The sequence below is a fragment of the Micromonospora sp. DT63 genome, assembly GCF_049841615.1.
In the GTDB taxonomy this organism is placed as follows: Bacteria; Actinomycetota; Actinomycetes; order Mycobacteriales; family Micromonosporaceae; genus Micromonospora.
In genome coordinates this window covers 171,803-188,153 of sequence record NZ_JBNCKQ010000002.1, presented here as the reverse complement: position 1 = coordinate 188,153, position 16,351 = coordinate 171,803, and the positions used below count along the sequence as shown (strand labels likewise).

The window sequence follows — 16,351 nt, the reverse complement described above, 5'->3', positions numbered from 1 at the left end:
ACGACCGGGGCGGTTACCCGCCCCGGTCGACCGCTCAGCCGTCGCGCTTGGTGGTCCAGCGGAAGGTGGTCAGGCAGACCACCAGGCTGATCACGCACCACAGGGCGAGCACCAGCGCCACCCGGCCCAGCTCGAACGACCCGCCCGGCTCCTGCGCGCCGAAGCTCTCGGGCAGAAAGACCGCGCGCAGCCCCTGGCACATCCACTTGAGCGGGAACAGCGCCGCCACCTGCTGCATCCAGGTGGGCAGGTCGGTGAAGACGAAGAACACCCCGGAGATGAACTGGAGCACCAGGGCGATCGGGGTGACCACCGCCGAGCCGCTGCGGGCGCTGCGGGCCAGCGACGAGATCGCGATGCCGCACAGGGTGCACGCGGTCACCCCGAGCACGGCTACCCAGCCGAAGGTGAACCACTTCTCGGCGGTGCTGGGCAGGTCGAGGTCGAACAGCGCCACCGCGGCGGCCAACAGCAGCGCCGTCTCGGCGATGCCGATCACCACCACCATGATCACTTTGCCGGCGAACCAGACCCACTTCGGCATCGGCGTGCCCCAGTAACGCTTGAGTACCCCCCGGTCCCGCTCGACCGGGATCCAGATGCCCAGGTTCTGGAAGCTCACGGTCATCAGACCGGTCGCGATCATGCCGGTGATGAAGTACTGGGTGAACTTGACCCCGCCGCCGATCGTGCCGTGGAAGATCGACGCGAAGATCAGGATCATGATGATGGGGAAACCCATCGTGAAGACCACCGACTCCCGGCTGCGCAGGAACTGGGTGGTCTCCAACCGGCCCTGGCGCAGGGCGAGCGCAGCCGCACCCGGCCGCCGGCCGCGGGTCGTGGCGACCGGCGTCGCCGGCTTGGTCGTGGTCGTCATCGCGCGTGTCCGATCATGGTGAGGTAGACGTCCTCCAGAGTCGGCCGGGTCACCGTCAGCCCGGGGACCTCACCGCCGTAACGCACGGCGAGGTCGGCCACGAAGGCCGTCGGCGTCGCGCTCTGCGCGCTCTCCACCGTCCCTTCCGGGGTACGCCAGGAGACCGTGGCCAGGGCCTCCTGCCGATTGCCCAGCAGGTTGGGAGCGGCCACCTCGACCAGCCGACCGCCAGCGATCACGCCGACCCGGTCGGCGAGGGCCTCGGCCTCGTCCAGGTAGTGGGTGGTGAGCAGGATGGTGGTGCCCGCTGCGGCGAGGTCGCGGATCAGCTCCCAGAACTCGCGGCGGGCCTCCGGGTCGAAGCCGGTGGTCGGCTCGTCGAGGAAGAGCAGCTCGGGGCGGCCGACGATGCCCAGCGCCACGTCCAGGCGGCGCTTCTGCCCGCCGGAGAGGGTGTGCGTCCGGGCCTTCGCCTTGTCGGCCAACCCGACCCGCTCGATCACCTTGTCCGGGTCGTCGGCGTCGGCATAGAAGCCGGAGAAGTGCCGGACCACCTCGGCCACCGTCAGCTCGTCGAACTCCCCGGTGCCCTGCAGCACGATGCCCACGCGGGACCGCCAGCCCGGATCGGCCTGGGCCGGGTCCGTGCCGAGCACCGTCACCTCGCCCGAGTCGCGACGCCGGTAGCCCTCCAGGATCTCCACCGTGGTGGTCTTGCCGGCGCCGTTCGGGCCGAGCAACGCGAACACCTCACCGCGGTGGACGTCGAGATCCACGCCCGCCACGGCCACGTTGTCGCCGTACGCCTTGCGCAGCCCTCGGACAGAGATGGCCAGCTCGTCATGCATGCCGTCCAGTGTGCGCCCTGACCGCCACACCCCGCTGCCCAGGGTGTGGCGGTCAGCGCCACCGCGAGCCGTTCGGACCCGGTCGTCCGCGACATGGACCTGTGTGGTTTTCCACAGCTCCTTTTACTGAACGGTAACTTAGACTCCGGCCATGGATGAGACGCCGAGCCGGTTGCCCGAGCGGGACCGCCCGTGGGTGATGCGCACGTACGCCGGTCACTCGTCGGCCGCGGCCACCAACGCGCTCTTCCGCCGCAACCTCGCCAAGGGGCAGACCGGCCTGTCGGTCGCCTTCGACCTGCCCACCCAGACCGGGTACGACCCGGACCACGAACTCGCCGCCGGTGAGGTCGGCCGGGTCGGCGTGCCGGTGGCCCACCTCGGGGACATGCGGGCACTCTTCGACGGCATCCCGCTCGCCGAGATGAACACCTCGATGACCATCAACGCCCCGGCGATGTGGCTGCTGGCCCTGTACGGCACCGTCGGCCTCGAACAGGACGCGGAACTGGCCCGCTGCGCCGGCACCACCCAGAACGACATCATCAAGGAGTACCTGTCCCGGGGGACGTACATCTTCCCGCCGGCGGCCTCCCTGCGGCTCACCGCCGACGTGGTGGCGTACACGCTGCGGGAGATGCCCCGGTGGAACCCGGTGAACATCTGCTCGTACCACCTCCAGGAAGCCGGCGCCACTCCCGTACAGGAGGTCGGTTTCGCCCTGGCCACCGCCGTCGCCGTCCTCGACGCGGTCCGCGACTCCGGCCAGGTGCCCGCCGAGCGGATGGGTGACGTGGTGCAGCGCGTCTCGTTCTTCGTCAACGCCGGGGTGCGCTTCGTCGAGGAGATCGCCAAGATGCGCGCGTTCGGCGTGCTCTGGGACGAGATCACCCGGGACCGGTACGGGGTGACCGAGGCGCGGCAGCGACGGTTCCGCTACGGCGTGCAGGTCAACTCCCTCGGCCTCACCGAGGCGCAACCGGAGAACAACATCCAGCGCATCGTGCTGGAGATGCTCGGCGTGACGATGTCCCGCGACGCCCGCGCCCGCGCCGTGCAACTGCCCGCCTGGAACGAGGCGCTCGGCCTGCCCCGCCCCTGGGACCAGCAGTGGTCGCTGCGGATGCAGCAGGTCCTGGCGTACGAGTCTGACCTGCTCGAATATCCCGACCTCTTCGCCGGCTCGCACGTCATGACCGCACTCGTCGACGAGATCGTCACCGGAGCGCGCGCCGAGCTGGACAAGGTGCTGGAACTGGGCGGCGTGGTAGCCGCTGTGGAGACCGGCTACCTCAAGAGCGCGCTCGTCGCCTCGCTTGCCGAACGCCGCCGCCGGATGGAGTCCGGCGCCGACGTGGTGGTCGGCGTCAACAGGTACGCCGAGACCGAGCCCTCCCCGCTCACCGCAGCCGGCGCCGAGGCAGTCGAACAGGTCGACCCCGCGGTCGAGGCGGCCGCCGTCGCCTCCGTACGTCAATGGCGTGCCGGTCGGGACGACGACGCCGTCGACGCGGCGCTGGCCCAGCTCCGCGCGGACGCCGCGACCACCGCCAACCTCATGCCGGCCACCCTGGAGTGCGTGCGCGTCGGGGTGACCACCGGCGAGTGGGCCGGCGCGCTCCGCCAGGTCTTCGGCGAGTACCGGGCGCCCACCGGCCTGGCCGGCGCCACCGGCAGCGGAGGCGACCCGGGCCTCGCGGCAGTGCGGGAGCGCGTCACCGCCACCGCCCGTGAGCTGGGCACCGGCCGGCTGCGGCTGCTGGTCGGCAAACCCGGCCTGGACGGGCACTCCAACGGCGCGGAGCAGATCGCGGTACGCGCCCGCGACGCCGGCTTCGAGGTCGTCTACCAGGGCATCCGGCTGACCGCCGGGGAGATCGTGGCCGCCGCCGTCGAGGAGGACGTCGACCTGGTCGGGCTCTCCGTGCTGTCCGGCTCACACCTGGCCGCCGTACCCGCCGTCCTCGACGGGCTGCGCGCCGCCGGCCGGGCGGACCTGCCGGTGGTGGTCGGCGGCATCATCCCGGCCGGTGACGCGGACACCCTGCGGGCGGCGGGCGTGGCCCGGGTCTTCACCCCGAAGGACTTCGCCCTCACCGGCATCATCGACGACCTGGTGACTGTCATCCGGCAGGCCAACGACCTGCCCTGAGCTGGCTGTTGTCGCGGGTCAGCGACCGGCGTACGTCATGCAGTCGGCCAGGTCGTTGTCCGGGCCGACCTTGATGGACGACGCGTGGCACTCCAACTGCTCGTTGTGCCGACAGTCGGAACGCTGGCAGGCACCCACCTGGGCGGTGAGGCCGTCCACCCCGCCCCGGACGGGCGACTCGACGAAGGTGTGGCAGTGCGCGTGGTCCATGCTGCCGATGGTGATCGCGAAGGCGTGGCAGTCACCGCCCTGGTTGTACGCACATGCCGCGACCACACATTCCTGGACCCGGGGCATCTCCATCGCTGTGGTCATGCCGACCTCCTCTAGGCTTCTTGTCACGATCCTAGGCATTTGTCAGTCGCCGAAGGCCCGATATGTCCGCCTGACGATCAGCCGTGGCCCCCGGCGTCCGGGCCGGGTACCCGCGCCGACGAGATCGACACGAGGTCCCCGATGTCGGGTGTCAGCGCCCGGATATCCCATGTCGGACCCGATCGACACGTGCTCGCCGGTGTCGGGTGCCAACCGGCGGGCCGGGATCGACGCGGGATCACCGATGTCGGGTGTCAAAGCCGCCGGATGTCCCGCATCGAGGTGATCGACACGAGGTCCCCGATGTCGGGTGTCGACCCGGTCGGCGTGATCGAAGCGCGCGGTCGGCCATGTCGGGGTGTCTGCCGGTTTCGGCAGGCCGAAACGGGCGTGATCAACACGGGTTCGCCGATATCGGGGTATCAACCGGTCCCGGATACCCCGATATCGGCGAACCCGAGTCGATCACCACCCAGCCACACCCCGCCAAGCCGCGTCCGCTGCGTCGAATAGGCGGGATGTCCCTTTCTGAGCGATGGTTGGGTTGTGACCGGTCGCATCCGTGGGCCGGAATCGTGGCGGCCCGGGGGTCGTTGCATACCGTGACGATCGCAGGACCACGGCCCGCCCCCGCCCGCTCGACCGGGTGGGAAATGGCCGGTCGGGCCAGGTCGTTGCAGACCCCCGAACACCCCGTGACCCCGCCCCCGGGGCCCCGGCGAGGGCCCGGGAATGACCCCAGCCCGGCGGCCGTTACACACGGTCCGGGCCCCGCGAGCCCCGCTCGCGAGCCGCCCCGGGAATGACCCCGGACAGCCGGCCGTTACACACAGTCCGGCGCGGCGAGCCCCCTCGCGGGCAGCCGGGAATGACCCCGGACCCCGGGTCGTTACACACGGTCCGGCACCGCGAGCCCCCCTCGCAGGCCGCCGGGAATGACCCCGGATCGCGGGTCGTTACACACCGTCCAGGCGCCGCGAGCCCCCCGCTCGCCGGCCGCCGCCCCCGGGCGCTACGAGGCGATCAGCCCGCAGGCCCCCACATCTTTTCCCCTTGTTTTGTGCAGCGCCGGACGAGGTGCTCACACCCCACGTCACCGACCCCCGCTGGTGGTGTGTGTGGTGTTCCTACCCCCGAAGGAGCTACCCCCATGAACACGATCTTCCGTAAGAGCATGCTGTCGGTTGCCGGTCTCGCGTTCGCCGGTGGTGTCTTCGCCGGCCCGATCGCCGCGCACGCCAACCCCGTCGACGCCAAGCCCACCGCCGCCGCCGTGCAGACCACGGCCGCGAAGCCGCAGGGCGCGCAGTCGCACATCGACTTGAACGGTGAGCAGACCGCCAACGTCAAGGCGATCATCGCCGCCACGAAGAAGGCCGGCCTGCCCGAGCGCGCCGCGGTCATCTCGATCGCGACGAGCCTGCAGGAGTCCAAGCTGGAGAACCTGGGTCACCTCGGCGACGCCAACGACCACGACTCGCTGGGCCTGTTCCAGCAGCGCCCGACCAGTGGTTGGGGCACGCCGGAGCAGATCACCAACCCGGAGTACTCCACGACCGCGTTCCTCAAGGGCCTGCGTCAGGTTGACGGCTGGCAGGACATGCCGCTGACCGACGCCGCGCAGACCGTGCAGGTCTCGGCCTACCCGGACGCGTACGCGCAGTGGGAGCAGCAGGCCACCGACCTGGTCGCCCAGCACTGGAACAGCTGACCCAGCGCACCGACCGATGGCCGGCACCCGACAACGGGTGCCGGCCATCGGCATACCCGGCCGGCACCCCGAACCCCGGGGTGCCGGCCATCGTCGTGCCCGAGAGAGATCTTGGACAGTTCCCGTCATCAGCTGACGGAAACTGTCCAAGATCTGAAGGCGCCAGCGCCGCGAAGCCGGTGCTCGCCGCGAGGAAGGCCCCGGGTCAGACGCGGAAGCCGGCGGCGCGGGCCGCCTCGCGTTCGCGACGGCGTTCGGATCGTCGACGGAAGAACCAGTAGATGAAGACGACCAGGCCCACCAGGAAGGCGAGCACCAGCACCGGCAGGATGATCGCGATCAGCGAGACGACCACGCTTGTCGCGTCCTCGGCGGTGCTGGCCACCGGGGCGCCGAACCCGGCGGTGGTCGCGTTCACGACCGGCCGCGCGGCGGACTTGAGCAGGTGCACGCCGAAGGCGAGCAGGACGCCGGTGGCCACCGGCACCCACTGGTGGGAGGTGAAGAAACTCCCCGGGTCGCTGACGGTCACGGTCTCCGAGGACGAACCGGCCCCGAAGGCGAGGCCGCCGGCGGTGGGTCGGACGACTGTCTGCACCACGTCGTTGATGTGGTCGACCACCGGCACCTTGTCCGCCACCATCTCGACGGCGAGCAGGACGGCCAGGATGACGATGACCCAGCCGTTGCCGAGCCACGTCCAACCGCTGGGCAGGTCGAGCAGGTCGGTGTAACGGCCGAGTAGGCCGAGGATGAGCAGGGGTATGTAGGCGTTCAGCCCCGCTGAGGCGGCGAGGCCGGTGCCGGTGAGGACTTCGAACACCGTCTCAGCATCGCACCGACGCGCCAGTGCCGCTCGGTGGTGGCAGCCGGGTGCTCGGCTACCCTCGTCGGGTGCGGTTGGTCATTGCGAAGTGCTCGGTGGACTACGTCGGACGGCTCTCGGCTCACCTGCCGCTGGCCACTCGGCTGTTGATGGTGAAGGCGGACGGGTCGGTGTCCATCCATGCCGACGATCGTGCGTACAAGCCGCTGAACTGGATGAGCCCGCCGTGTCGGCTGGAGGAGGCCCCCGGCGTGTGGCGGGTGGTCAACAAGGCCGGCGAGGAGCTGCGGATCACCCTGGAGGAGGTCTTCCAGGACACCTCGTACGAGCTGGGTGTGGATCCTGGCCTGCGCAAGGACGGCGTCGAGGCGCACCTCCAGGAGTTGCTGGCGGCCAATCCGGGTGTGCTCGGTGAGGGGTACACGCTGGTGCGCCGTGAGTACATGACGGCGATCGGCCCGGTGGATCTGCTGTGCCGGGACGCCAACTCCGGTGCTGTCGCCGTCGAGATCAAGCGGCGTGGCGAGATCGACGGGGTGGAGCAGTTGACCCGCTACCTCGAACTGATGAACCGTGACCCGCTGCTCAGCCCGGTCACCGGCGTCTTCGCCGCCCAGGAGATCAAGCCGCAGGCCCGGGTGCTCGCCGCCGACCGCGGCATCCGGTGCGTGGTCGTCAACTACGACCGGCTGCGCGGCATCGAGAAGGACGAGCTGACCCTCTTCTGACCGTTCACGCCCCGGTTCGAACGGCGATCAGCGACTTCGGCAGGCCGGCCACCCGCTCGACGAGCATCCGCGAGTCGGGAAAGTAGTGGCGCATCTGCGAGCGGTCCAGCAGTTCGGTCCAGAGCACCTGGTGAATCGCGGCTTCGTGGCTGCGGGTGGGTTTGTGCCCGAGGGGCCAGCGGCGGGCGAGCGCGGTGCGCAGTCGGATCGGCAGGAACTGCATGCCCGGCGCGATCCAGTGCGGTTCGATGGGGAAATAGCGGTAGGGCGTCTGCACCCAGTGGCGATCGGCAAGTGACCGGGCCGCGGCGGCGAACCGCAGCCGGCGTTCGTGCCCGCCGACGTGCTCCAGCACCGAGTTGGAGAAGACCAGGTCGTACGCGCCGTTGGCGACGTGGGGTGGCAGGTCGCAGGCGTCGGCCTGTTCGACGTGGGCCCATTCCGGCACCGCGGCGGGCGGCTGTTCCAGGTTGACCACTGTGACCCGGGCCGGTCGGACGGTGGCGCGGTGCCAGGTGCCGAGCCGGCCGCCGAGGTCGACGACGTGCATGTCGCCGATGTCGGGGAAGGTGCGCGCCAGCCAGTCCGAACGACGACGCCGCTGCCGGGCGCTCCACGACTGGTCACTGTCGACAAGGCGGTGGCGCAATCGATTGTGGCCCATTTAACGCAATGTACCGCCGCGAGCACAACCAATAAACATGTGGATACGCCGATCAGCGTCGAGATCGGTTATCCGACACTCATCTGCCGTACATCACCTTGATGGCCTTGATGAGGCGTGCCACGTCGGTCGGGGTGCGTTCGAAGGTCATCGACGGCAGCAGCGATCGTGCCCGACGCCGGGTGATGGCCTTGGCGCGGCCGAATTCGCGCAGGCCGTCCTCGCCGTGGATCCGCCCGAAGCCGGAGTCACCGACCCCGCCGAACGGCAGCGTGGACATCCCGGCGAAGGTCAGGGTGGAGTTGATCGAAGCCATCCCCGAGCGCAGGCGCCGCGCGATGGCCACCGCACGCCGCCGGCCGAAGACCGAACCCCCGAGACCGTACGACAGGGCGTTGGCGCGGGCGACGGCCTCGTCGGCGTCGCGGACCCGGCTGATGGTCAGCGTCGGGCCGAAGGTCTCCTCGCGGACGGCGGCCGACTCCTCCGGAACGTCCACCAGCACGGTCGGGTGCACGTACGGAGGTCGCACCGCATCCGGGCCGCCGAGCACGGCGCGACCGCCGGAGCTGACCGCGGCGTCGATGTGCCGGCGGATCACCTCAATCTGGGCGGGCATGGTGATCGGGCCGATGTCGGTGCCCTCCGGGCCCACGGTCAGCCGGCCGGCGCGGGCGACGACCTTGTCGACGAAGGCGTCGAAGACCTCATCGACGGCGTAGACCCGCTCGATACCGATGCAGGTCTGGCCGGCGTTGGTCATGGCGCCCCAGACGCACGCCTCGGCGGCGGCGTCCAGGTTGGCGTCGCTGTCGACGATCATGGCGTCCTTGCCGCCGCCCTCGATCAGCACGGGGGTCAGCGTCTCGGCGCAGGCGGCCATCACCTTGCGGGCGGTCGCCGTGGAGCCGGTGAAGGCCACCTTGTCGACCCCGGAGCGGCACAGCGCCGCGCCCACGTCACCGAGGCCGTGCACGGCGGTGAACACCGGCTGCTCGGGCACCACCTCGGCGAAGGTGTCCACCAGCCACTGGCCGACGGCGGGCGTGTACTCGCTGGGCTTGAGCACGACGGCGTTGCCGGCGGCCAGGGCGTACGCGGCGGAGCCGATCGGGGTGAAGACCGGATAGTTCCATGGGCCGATCACACCGACCACGCCGAACGGCTGGTATTCCAGGTGCCCGGAGAACTCGGCGAGGATGAGCCGCGACCGGACCCGGCGGGGGCCGAGCACCCGCTGGGCGTTGCGTGCCGCCCAGTCGACGTGCTCGATCGCGGTGACGATCTCGACGATGGCGTCGGGGACCGGCTTGCCGCCCTCGACGTGCACCAGCTCGGCGAGCTGCTCGATCCGCTGGGCGAGCAGTGCGCGCCAGCGCAGCAGCCGTTGCCGGCGGCCGCTGAAGCCCAGGCCGGCCCACCACTCGCTGGCGGCGCGGGCCTCGTCGACGGCCTGGCGTACGTCGGCGTCGGTGGCGACCGGGAGGCGACCCGCCTCGGCGCCGGTGGCCGGACTGGTGGAGACGAGCTCGTCCGCCTCGATGAGAGGGGTGCCGGGGGCATGCACAGCCGTCATGGCGGAAGTCTAGACCCGAAGATTACTCACCGGTAGGGCACGAATTCGGATCGAGGGGACGAAAGTCGCCCCGGGTCGTCCGCTCGTTGATCAGTGCAGGTCAGGGGTCGGGTGCCGCAGGCCGGCCGCCCGAACCGTCGAACGGTGGGTGGCCGGGAGGTGACGAGGAGCTGACCGGCTGGTCGGTATTGACGATTACCGTCTGATGGCAGGCTGACGCGCGGAGTAACGGTGTGGGGTGGAGGGCTGACTGTCCATGGAGGAACATCCGGAACTACTGCCGTTGTTGACGGTCGCTGGTGGGCCGATGCGCGGAGCGAGCTTTCGCCTTCGGGCCGAGCCGCAGGTGATCGGTCGGGCGCCGACCGGCCACGTGGTCATCAACGACCCGCACCTGAGCCGCCGGCACGCCGAGGTGTGGCTGGCCTCGGAGGGCGCGTCGCTGCGTGATCTGGGCTCGACCAACGGCACCTGGCTCAACGACCGCCGGATCACCGAGGTGGAACGACTCGCCGACGGCGACGTGATCCGGCTCGGCCGCACCGAGTTGCGCCTGTTCGACCCGGGGGTCGCCCACACGGATCCGGTCGGGCTCAGCTTCGGGGTGTCCCGGCGGGACATCCGACCGACCCTGCCCCTGCCGTTGGCCACGCCGCCCAGCGCCCGCCGCTGACCCACGGCGACGGCCGCCCGCCGGTGTGTGGGCGGCCGGGGCCACGACTGGTGGTGCGCCACACTCCGGCGGTGCCGCGGGATGGCTGTCCCGCACCTGGACCGGCGGAGAACGGCGTGGCAACATGCCGCGGATGCAGAGCGCGCAGCGGGTCGTGACGGCGAACGGCACCACCCAGGCGGTACGGGTGGCCGGCCCGCCGGACGGCACTCCGGTGCTGCTGATCCACGGCAACTGCTCGTCCTCGCTGTTCTGGGAGCCGTTGCTCCGGCGGCTGCCACCGACGCTGCGGGTCGTCGCTCCCGACCTACGGGGGTACGGCGACTCGGCGACGGCTCCCGTGGACGCCACGCGGGGCCTGCGGGACTTCGCCGACGACATCGCCGCCCTGCTGGACGACCCGACGCTCTTCGCCAGCGCCAGCGCCAGCGCCAGCGCCACCGCCACCGCCACCGGCACCGGCGGCGGCGGCCGGCCCGTGGTGGTCGGGCACTCCCTGGGCGGGGGAGTGGCGATGCGGTTGCTGGTCGACCACCCGCACCGGGTGGGCGCGCTGCTGCTGGCCGCGCCGGTGTCGCCGTACGGCTTCGGTGGCACCCGCGACCTGACCGGCACGCCTACCACCCCCGACTTCGCCGGCACCGGTGCCGGGACGGCGAACGCCGACTTCGTCGCGCGGCTCGCCGCCGGTGATCGCGGCGCCGACGCGCCGGCCAGCCCGCGCGCGGTGCTGCGGGCCACCTACGTGGCCGATCCGGCCGTGCTGGGCACCGACGAGGAACTGCTGCTGGACAGCGTCCTGTCCACGGCGACCGGCGACGACAACTACCCCGGTACGGCGGTGCCGTCGGCGAACTGGCCGGGTACCGCGCCGGGGGAGCGCGGCGTGCTCAACGCGCTCGCCCCGACCTGGTTCCGGCTCGCCGACGAGCTGGTGGCCGTCGCACCCAAACCGCCGGTCACCTGGGTACGCGGGGACGCCGACGTGATCGTCTCGGACACGTCGCTGTTCGACCTGGCGTACCTGGGTTCGCTGGGTGTCGTGCCCGGCTGGCCGGGTGAGGAGTCCTGCCCGCCGCAGCCGATGATCGGCCAGACCCGAGCGGTGCTCCAGCGGTACGCGGCGGCCGGCGGCGCGTACCGCGAGGTGGTGTTGCCCGGTTGCGGGCACAGCCCGCACCTGGAACGCCCGGCGGAGTTCGTCGCGGAGCTGCTCGCACTGACCGACATGTCGGCGGCATAGGGGCGCACCGTGGGTGAAATATCCCACGGCGTCTCGACAACCGAGCGTCACGTGGCAGACTCGCGCGCATAACCTTAGCGGCCGTTCAGTGGCCGTGCGGAGTGTCTGGGGAGGCCGTTCGTGGCGCGCGAGTTCAGCACCGTGGGTGTGGTGGGGCTGGGCACCATGGGTGCCGGCATCGTCGAGGTCTTCGCCCGCAACGGCATCGACGTGCTTGCGGTCGAGATCTCCGAAGCGGCGCTGGAGCGCGGCCGGGCCACCCTCACCGGCTCCACCGATCGCGCCGTGGCCAAGGGCAAGCTCGCCGAGGCGGACCGGGACGCGCTGCACGAGCGGGTGCGCTTCGCGGTGGGCCTGGACGCCCTGCACTCCGTGGACCTGGTGATCGAGGCCGTGCCCGAGCACCTGGACCTCAAGCAGCGGATCTTCGCGGAGTTGGACCGGGTCTGCCGACCGGACACCATCCTCGCCACCAACACCTCGTCGTTGAGCGTCACCGAGATCTCGGTCGCCACCACCCGGCCCAACCAGGTGATCGGCATCCACTTCTTCAACCCGGCACCGGTGATGAAGCTGGTCGAGGTGGTCCGCACCGTCGTCACCGCACCCGAGGTGGTCGCCGACGTCGAGGCGCTGTGCGCCCGGCTGGGCAAGGTCGACGTCACCATCAACGACCGGGCCGGTTTCATCGCCAATGCGCTGCTCTTCGGCTACCTCAACCACGCCGTCGGCATGTTCGAGGCGCACTACGCGACCCGGGAGGACATCGACGCGGCCATGAAGCTCGGCTGCGGCCTGCCGATGGGCCCGCTGGCGCTGATGGACCTGATCGGCCTGGACACCGCGTACGAGATCCTGGACACGATGTACCGACGCGGCGGGCGGGACCGCCGGCACGCCCCCGTGCCGCTGCTCAAGCAGATGGTGACGGCGGGGCTGCTCGGCCGGAAGTCCGGCCGGGGTTTCTACACCTACCAGCGGCCGGGCTCCCCGGTCGTCGTACCCGACGAGGCGACGCCGCCGGCGACGGACGCCGCGCTCGCCGACGGCGCGCGGGCCATCACGAAGGTCGGCGTCGTGGGCTCCGGGACCATGGCCACCGGGATCATCGAGGTGTTCGCGAAGGCCGGCTACGAGGTCGTCTCGGTGACCCGGGGCGCGGAGAAGTCCGCGGCGGTCTGCGAGGCGGTGAAGACCTCGCTGAACAAGGGCGTGGTGCGCGGCAAGCTCACCGAGACCGACCGGGACGCCGCGCTCGGCCGGATCAGCTGGTCGGCCACGCTCGACCACCTCGCCGACGTCGACCTGGTGGTCGAGGCGGTCGTCGAGGAGCTGAGCGTGAAGAAGGCGCTCTTCGCCAGCCTCGACGAGATCTGCAAGCCGGGCGTGGTGCTGGCCACCACCACCTCGTCCCTGCCGGTGATCGACGTGGCGATGGCCACCCAGCGGCCGGCCGACGTGGTGGGCCTGCACTTCTTCAACCCGGCGCCGGTCATGCCGCTGGTCGAGGTCGTCCAGACCATCCGTACCTCCCCGGAGGCCACCGCCACCGCACGGGCCGTCTGCGCCGCGCTGGGCAAGACCGGCGTGGTCTGCGGCGACCGGTCCGGGTTCATCGTCAACGCGCTGCTCTTCCCGTACCTGAACGACGCGGTGAAGATGCTGGAGGCCAGCTACTCCACCGCCGACGACATCGACCACGCCATGAAGCTGGGCTGCGGCTACCCGATGGGCCCGTTCGAGCTGCTCGACGTGGTGGGGCTGGACGTCTCGCTGGCCATCCAGCGGGAGCTGTACCTGGAACTGCGCGAGCCGGGCTTCGCGCCCGCGCCGCTGCTGGAGCACCTGGTCACCGCCGGCTACCTGGGCCGCAAGACCCGCCGCGGCTTCCGCGACCACTCGCACCGCTGAGCCGGTCAACGCCGGAGGGCCCCGGCCGCGTCTACAGGATGTGACCTTCGAGGAGTACGTCGGCAGCCGCGGCCCGGCCCTGGTCCGGCTGGCCCGACTGCTCACCGGTGACGAGCACCGGGCCGAGGACCTCACCCAGGAGGTGCTGTCCCAGGCGTACGTGCACTGGCGTCGGATCTCCCGCGCCGACCGGCCCGACGTGTACGTGCGCCGGATGCTCGTCAACGCCAACAACTCCTGGTGGCGACGCCGCTCGAACCGGGAAGTGGTCATCGACGCCGTCGGCGACCGACCGCACCGTGGCGACGTCGGCGGCGAGGCGGCCGACCGGGACGAGATGTGGCGGCTGATCCTCGCCCTGCCCGGCCGTCAGCGGGCGGTGCTGGTGCTGCGCTACTACGAGGACCTCGACGACGCCACGATCGCCCAGATCCTGAACTGCTCGCCGGTCACCGTCCGCACCCACGCCATGCGGGCCCTCGCCAACCTCCGGGAGCGTTGCGGCGTCCCGACGACGAACGGGAGCCGACCGTGACCGACCTCGACCAGCGGATCAACCAGACGCTGCGCGAGCGCGCCGAGGGCAGCGTGGACACCGACCGGCTGCTGGCCGCCGCCGTGGTGCGGGGACGCGGCCGGGTACGCCGTCGACGTACCGCCGCCGGTCTCGCGCTCGGCGTGGTGGCGATCCTGGGTCTGGGCGTGGTGACGGACCCGGTGGGCCTGGTCGACTCCGGCCCGGACGTGCCGCCGGGTCCCGGTCTGCCGGCGGATGCCGTGGTGGCCGTGGTGCCGCCGCGCGTCGACGACGTGCCGGGCGCGGCCGCCCGACCGGATCTGCTCGGCGCCGACCCGCAGTTGCTGCACTTCGGGTTCGCCTCGGGCGGGTTCCGCTACCTCTCCTGGTCCGTGCAGAGCGGTGTGGAGATGGCACGGCTCGACGTCGACGGCCACACGGTCACCCTGGAGCTGGCCGCGTCCCGCGAGGCACTGCCCATGCGCGCCCCCGGGCTGCCGGCGTTGGTACCGGAGCTGATCACCGAGGGCGTCTTCGACGGGTCGGTGTCGCACGCCGCGGGGCCGTACGGCGTCACGGTCTGGTTGCGGCACTGGCAACCGGCCCCCGGGGTGTACGCCCGGGCCACCGCCATCGCCGACGACGAGCGGGAGCTGTTCGAGGCGGCCAGCGCGTTGCGGCTCGACCAGGCGCACCGCTGCGGTGGGCCGCTGCGGCTCACGACGCTGCCGGCGGGAGCCCAGGTGACGAGGTGCGAGGTGACGGTGGCGCCGTTCCCGGCCGCGTTCGGCGTGCAGCTGACGGTCACCGGGAGCAGCCCGGGGGGCATCCAGGTCGAGTTGCAGTACGCGGTCGGCATCGCCGGAAGCCGTACCACGGGAAACCGTGAAATAAACGGCAAAATAGCGCATGTCGATCGGAGTGGGGAGCTTGAGCTGCTCGGCTTCCCCAAGGCCCACCTGACCGCCAACTTCGGCTGGCCGGCGCAGGGGTACACCGAGGCGGACGCGACCACGGTGCTGAGCGGGGCGCAGGTGGCCGAGCACCTGGACCGGCCCACGACCTGGTGACCGCCCCGGGCCCTCCCGCCCGCCGGACCGTACGCTTGGTGACTGTGAGCCCCCGTCGCAACCGCCCCCGTCGGGACGAGAACGCCAACCTGGACGCCGATCGCGTCCGGCAGGGTGTCGCCTCGGTGCAGCAATGGACCGACGGCGCCTGGCAGGTACGCGGCATCGGGGCGGGCGCGTCGGTCAAGACGTACCGCTGCCCCGGCTGTGACCAGGAGATCCGACCCGGGGTGGCGCACCTCGTGGCCTGGCCCGCCGACGGCCTGGGTGACCTGACCGACCGCCGGCACTGGCACAGCGGGTGCTGGCGTGCCCGGGAACGGCGCGGCCCGGCGGTGCAGCGCGGGCGGGGCACGCCGCGCTACTGAGCGAGCGACCTGGATCACCCTGTTCGTGCCTGGGCGGGCGGCGGCGGCGAGTTCGCGACAGACTTGGGCGGTGAGCACAGCGATCCGCGCGTCGTCGATCCTGCCCGGCCGCCGGGAGGACATCGAGCTGCACACCGCCGACGGTCTGCGGTTGGTCGGCGAACTGGCCCTGCCGGCCGACCGGCCCCCGGTGGCCACCCTCGTCTGCCTGCACCCGCTGCCCACCCACGGCGGGATGATGGACAGCCACGTGTTCCGCAAGGCGGCGTGGCGGCTGCCCGCGCTGGCCGACCTGGCCGTGCTGCGGTTCAACACCCGGGGCACGAGCAGTGTGCGCGGCACCAGCGAGGGGGCCTTCGACGGCGCGGTGGGCGAGCGCTACGACGTGGCCGCCGCCATCGAGTACGCGGAGTTCGCCGAGCTGCCCGACATCTGGCTGGTCGGCTGGTCGTTCGGCACCGACCTGGCCCTGAAGTACGGCTGCGACCCGGCGGTCGCCGGGGCGATCCTGCTCTCCCCGCCGCTGCGCTTCTCGGCTCCCGAGGACCTGGCCACCTGGGCCGACTCGGGTCGGCCGCTGGTGGCGCTGGTGCCGGAGTTCGACGACTACCTGCGCCCGGCCGAGGCGCGGGAGCGGTTCGCCGCGGTGCCGCAGGCCGAGGTGGTCGGGGTGCCCGGCGCGAAGCACCTCTGGGTCGGCGACGCCGAGACGGTGCTCGACGAGATCGTCAAGCGGGTCAACCCCGCCGTCGAGGTGCCGCTGCCGACGACCTGGGACGGCCCGATGGAGGCTGGCGACGTCAGCGCGTACGCCGACCGGACCGTGGCCGCCTTCGCGGACACGCCCGTCCCCGGGCCGGCCGACTGAC

16 protein-coding genes are annotated in these 16,351 nt (G+C 71.5%); 10 read left to right on the top strand and 6 right to left on the bottom strand.

Translation table 11 applies throughout. The annotated features are described in order from the left end of the window. Positions 1-34 precede the first annotated feature (34 nt). Entirely contained in the window at positions 35-880 is an 846-nt protein-coding gene (locus ACLQ27_RS07580; protein WP_234588736.1) for an ABC transporter permease, read from the bottom strand. Further along, entirely contained in the window at positions 877-1,728 is an 852-nt protein-coding gene (locus ACLQ27_RS07575) for an ABC transporter ATP-binding protein (RefSeq protein WP_234588737.1), read from the bottom strand. The genes ACLQ27_RS07580 and ACLQ27_RS07575 overlap by 4 nt, the downstream gene beginning before the upstream one ends. Before the next feature lie 151 nt (positions 1,729-1,879). Between ACLQ27_RS07575 and ACLQ27_RS07570 the strand changes: the two genes are divergently transcribed. Next, on the top strand, positions 1,880-3,880 hold the full coding sequence (locus tag ACLQ27_RS07570; protein ID WP_357576140.1) for a protein meaA: 2,001 nt from the start codon (positions 1,880-1,882) through the stop codon (positions 3,878-3,880). Positions 3,881-3,898: 18 nt separating this feature from the next. Here the strand turns inward: ACLQ27_RS07570 and ACLQ27_RS07565 are convergent, their stop codons facing one another. Further along, complete coding sequence (locus ACLQ27_RS07565) at positions 3,899-4,195, bottom strand: DUF1540 domain-containing protein (RefSeq protein ID WP_355052875.1); 297 nt, start codon at positions 4,193-4,195, stop codon at positions 3,899-3,901. 1,150 nt (positions 4,196-5,345) lie between these two features. On the opposite strand from ACLQ27_RS07565, the gene ACLQ27_RS07560 reads away from it, so the two are divergent. Further along, entirely contained in the window at positions 5,346-5,906 is a 561-nt protein-coding gene (locus tag ACLQ27_RS07560; RefSeq protein ID WP_425866068.1) for a hypothetical protein, read from the top strand. A 205-nt stretch (positions 5,907-6,111) separates the two neighbouring features. Here ACLQ27_RS07560 and ACLQ27_RS07555 read toward each other — a convergent pair whose 3' ends face one another. Next, the gene (locus tag ACLQ27_RS07555; protein ID WP_425866067.1) at positions 6,112-6,729 is read right to left on the bottom strand and encodes a DUF4126 domain-containing protein; all 618 of its coding nucleotides are present in this window, start codon (positions 6,727-6,729) and stop codon (positions 6,112-6,114) included. A gap of 71 nt (positions 6,730-6,800) precedes the next feature. Between ACLQ27_RS07555 and nucS the strand changes: the two genes are divergently transcribed. Next, on the top strand, positions 6,801-7,460 hold the full coding sequence (gene nucS / locus ACLQ27_RS07550; protein WP_234582038.1) for an endonuclease NucS: 660 nt from the start codon (positions 6,801-6,803) through the stop codon (positions 7,458-7,460). Positions 7,461-7,464: 4 nt separating this feature from the next. On the opposite strand, the gene ACLQ27_RS07545 is transcribed toward nucS, so the two are convergent. Together ACLQ27_RS07545 and ACLQ27_RS07540 are read right to left on the bottom strand one after the other, a co-directional pair. Further along, the gene (locus tag ACLQ27_RS07545; RefSeq protein ID WP_357496030.1) at positions 7,465-8,124 is read right to left on the bottom strand and encodes a class I SAM-dependent methyltransferase; all 660 of its coding nucleotides are present in this window, start codon (positions 8,122-8,124) and stop codon (positions 7,465-7,467) included. Positions 8,125-8,203: 79 nt separating this feature from the next. Further along, positions 8,204-9,700: an aldehyde dehydrogenase family protein gene (locus ACLQ27_RS07540; protein WP_425866064.1), complete on the bottom strand. Its 1,497-nt coding sequence runs from the start codon at positions 9,698-9,700 to the stop codon at positions 8,204-8,206. A gap of 256 nt (positions 9,701-9,956) precedes the next feature. Here ACLQ27_RS07540 and ACLQ27_RS07535 point away from each other — a divergent pair, with 256 nt between their 5' ends. The 7 genes from ACLQ27_RS07535 to ACLQ27_RS07505 all read left to right on the top strand — a co-directional run bounded on the left by ACLQ27_RS07535 (position 9,957) and on the right by ACLQ27_RS07505 (position 16,350). After that, positions 9,957-10,373 carry an FHA domain-containing protein gene (locus ACLQ27_RS07535; RefSeq protein WP_425866062.1) on the top strand — a complete coding sequence of 139 codons (417 nt, stop codon included), beginning with the start codon at positions 9,957-9,959 and terminating at the stop codon, positions 10,371-10,373. A gap of 124 nt (positions 10,374-10,497) precedes the next feature. After that, positions 10,498-11,616: an alpha/beta fold hydrolase gene (locus ACLQ27_RS07530; protein WP_425866060.1), complete on the top strand. Its 1,119-nt coding sequence runs from the start codon at positions 10,498-10,500 to the stop codon at positions 11,614-11,616. Positions 11,617-11,736: 120 nt separating this feature from the next. Beyond that, positions 11,737-13,527: a 3-hydroxyacyl-CoA dehydrogenase family protein gene (locus ACLQ27_RS07525; RefSeq protein ID WP_357496037.1), complete on the top strand. Its 1,791-nt coding sequence runs from the start codon at positions 11,737-11,739 to the stop codon at positions 13,525-13,527. 40 nt (positions 13,528-13,567) lie between these two features. Continuing rightward, the gene (locus ACLQ27_RS07520) at positions 13,568-14,062 is read left to right on the top strand and encodes a SigE family RNA polymerase sigma factor (protein WP_357496039.1); all 495 of its coding nucleotides are present in this window, start codon (positions 13,568-13,570) and stop codon (positions 14,060-14,062) included. Beyond that, positions 14,059-15,114, top strand: coding sequence for a hypothetical protein (locus ACLQ27_RS07515; RefSeq protein WP_425866058.1), 1,056 nt, complete (start codon positions 14,059-14,061; stop codon positions 15,112-15,114). The genes ACLQ27_RS07520 and ACLQ27_RS07515 overlap by 4 nt, the downstream gene beginning before the upstream one ends. A 38-nt stretch (positions 15,115-15,152) precedes the next feature. After that, positions 15,153-15,482: a hypothetical protein gene (locus tag ACLQ27_RS07510; protein WP_053658704.1), complete on the top strand. Its 330-nt coding sequence runs from the start codon at positions 15,153-15,155 to the stop codon at positions 15,480-15,482. A gap of 70 nt (positions 15,483-15,552) precedes the next feature. Continuing rightward, the gene (locus tag ACLQ27_RS07505; protein ID WP_234582046.1) at positions 15,553-16,350 is read left to right on the top strand and encodes an alpha/beta hydrolase; all 798 of its coding nucleotides are present in this window, start codon (positions 15,553-15,555) and stop codon (positions 16,348-16,350) included. The last annotated feature ends 1 nt before the right edge of the window (position 16,351 follow it).

Coding starts and splice junctions, on each gene's coding strand:
- ACLQ27_RS07580 (WP_234588736.1), bottom strand. CDS start 880: ATGACGACCACGACCAAGCCGGCGACGCCGGTCGCCACGACCCGCGGC.
- ACLQ27_RS07575 (WP_234588737.1), bottom strand. CDS start 1,728: ATGCATGACGAGCTGGCCATCTCTGTCCGAGGGCTGCGCAAGGCGTAC.
- ACLQ27_RS07570 (WP_357576140.1), top strand. CDS start 1,880: ATGGATGAGACGCCGAGCCGGTTGCCCGAGCGGGACCGCCCGTGGGTG.
- ACLQ27_RS07565 (WP_355052875.1), bottom strand. CDS start 4,195: ATGACCACAGCGATGGAGATGCCCCGGGTCCAGGAATGTGTGGTCGCG.
- ACLQ27_RS07560 (WP_425866068.1), top strand. CDS start 5,346: ATGAACACGATCTTCCGTAAGAGCATGCTGTCGGTTGCCGGTCTCGCG.
- ACLQ27_RS07545 (WP_357496030.1), bottom strand. CDS start 8,124: ATGGGCCACAATCGATTGCGCCACCGCCTTGTCGACAGTGACCAGTCG.
- ACLQ27_RS07540 (WP_425866064.1), bottom strand. CDS start 9,700: ATGACGGCTGTGCATGCCCCCGGCACCCCTCTCATCGAGGCGGACGAG.
- ACLQ27_RS07535 (WP_425866062.1), top strand. CDS start 9,957: ATGGAGGAACATCCGGAACTACTGCCGTTGTTGACGGTCGCTGGTGGG.
- ACLQ27_RS07530 (WP_425866060.1), top strand. CDS start 10,498: ATGCCGCGGATGCAGAGCGCGCAGCGGGTCGTGACGGCGAACGGCACC.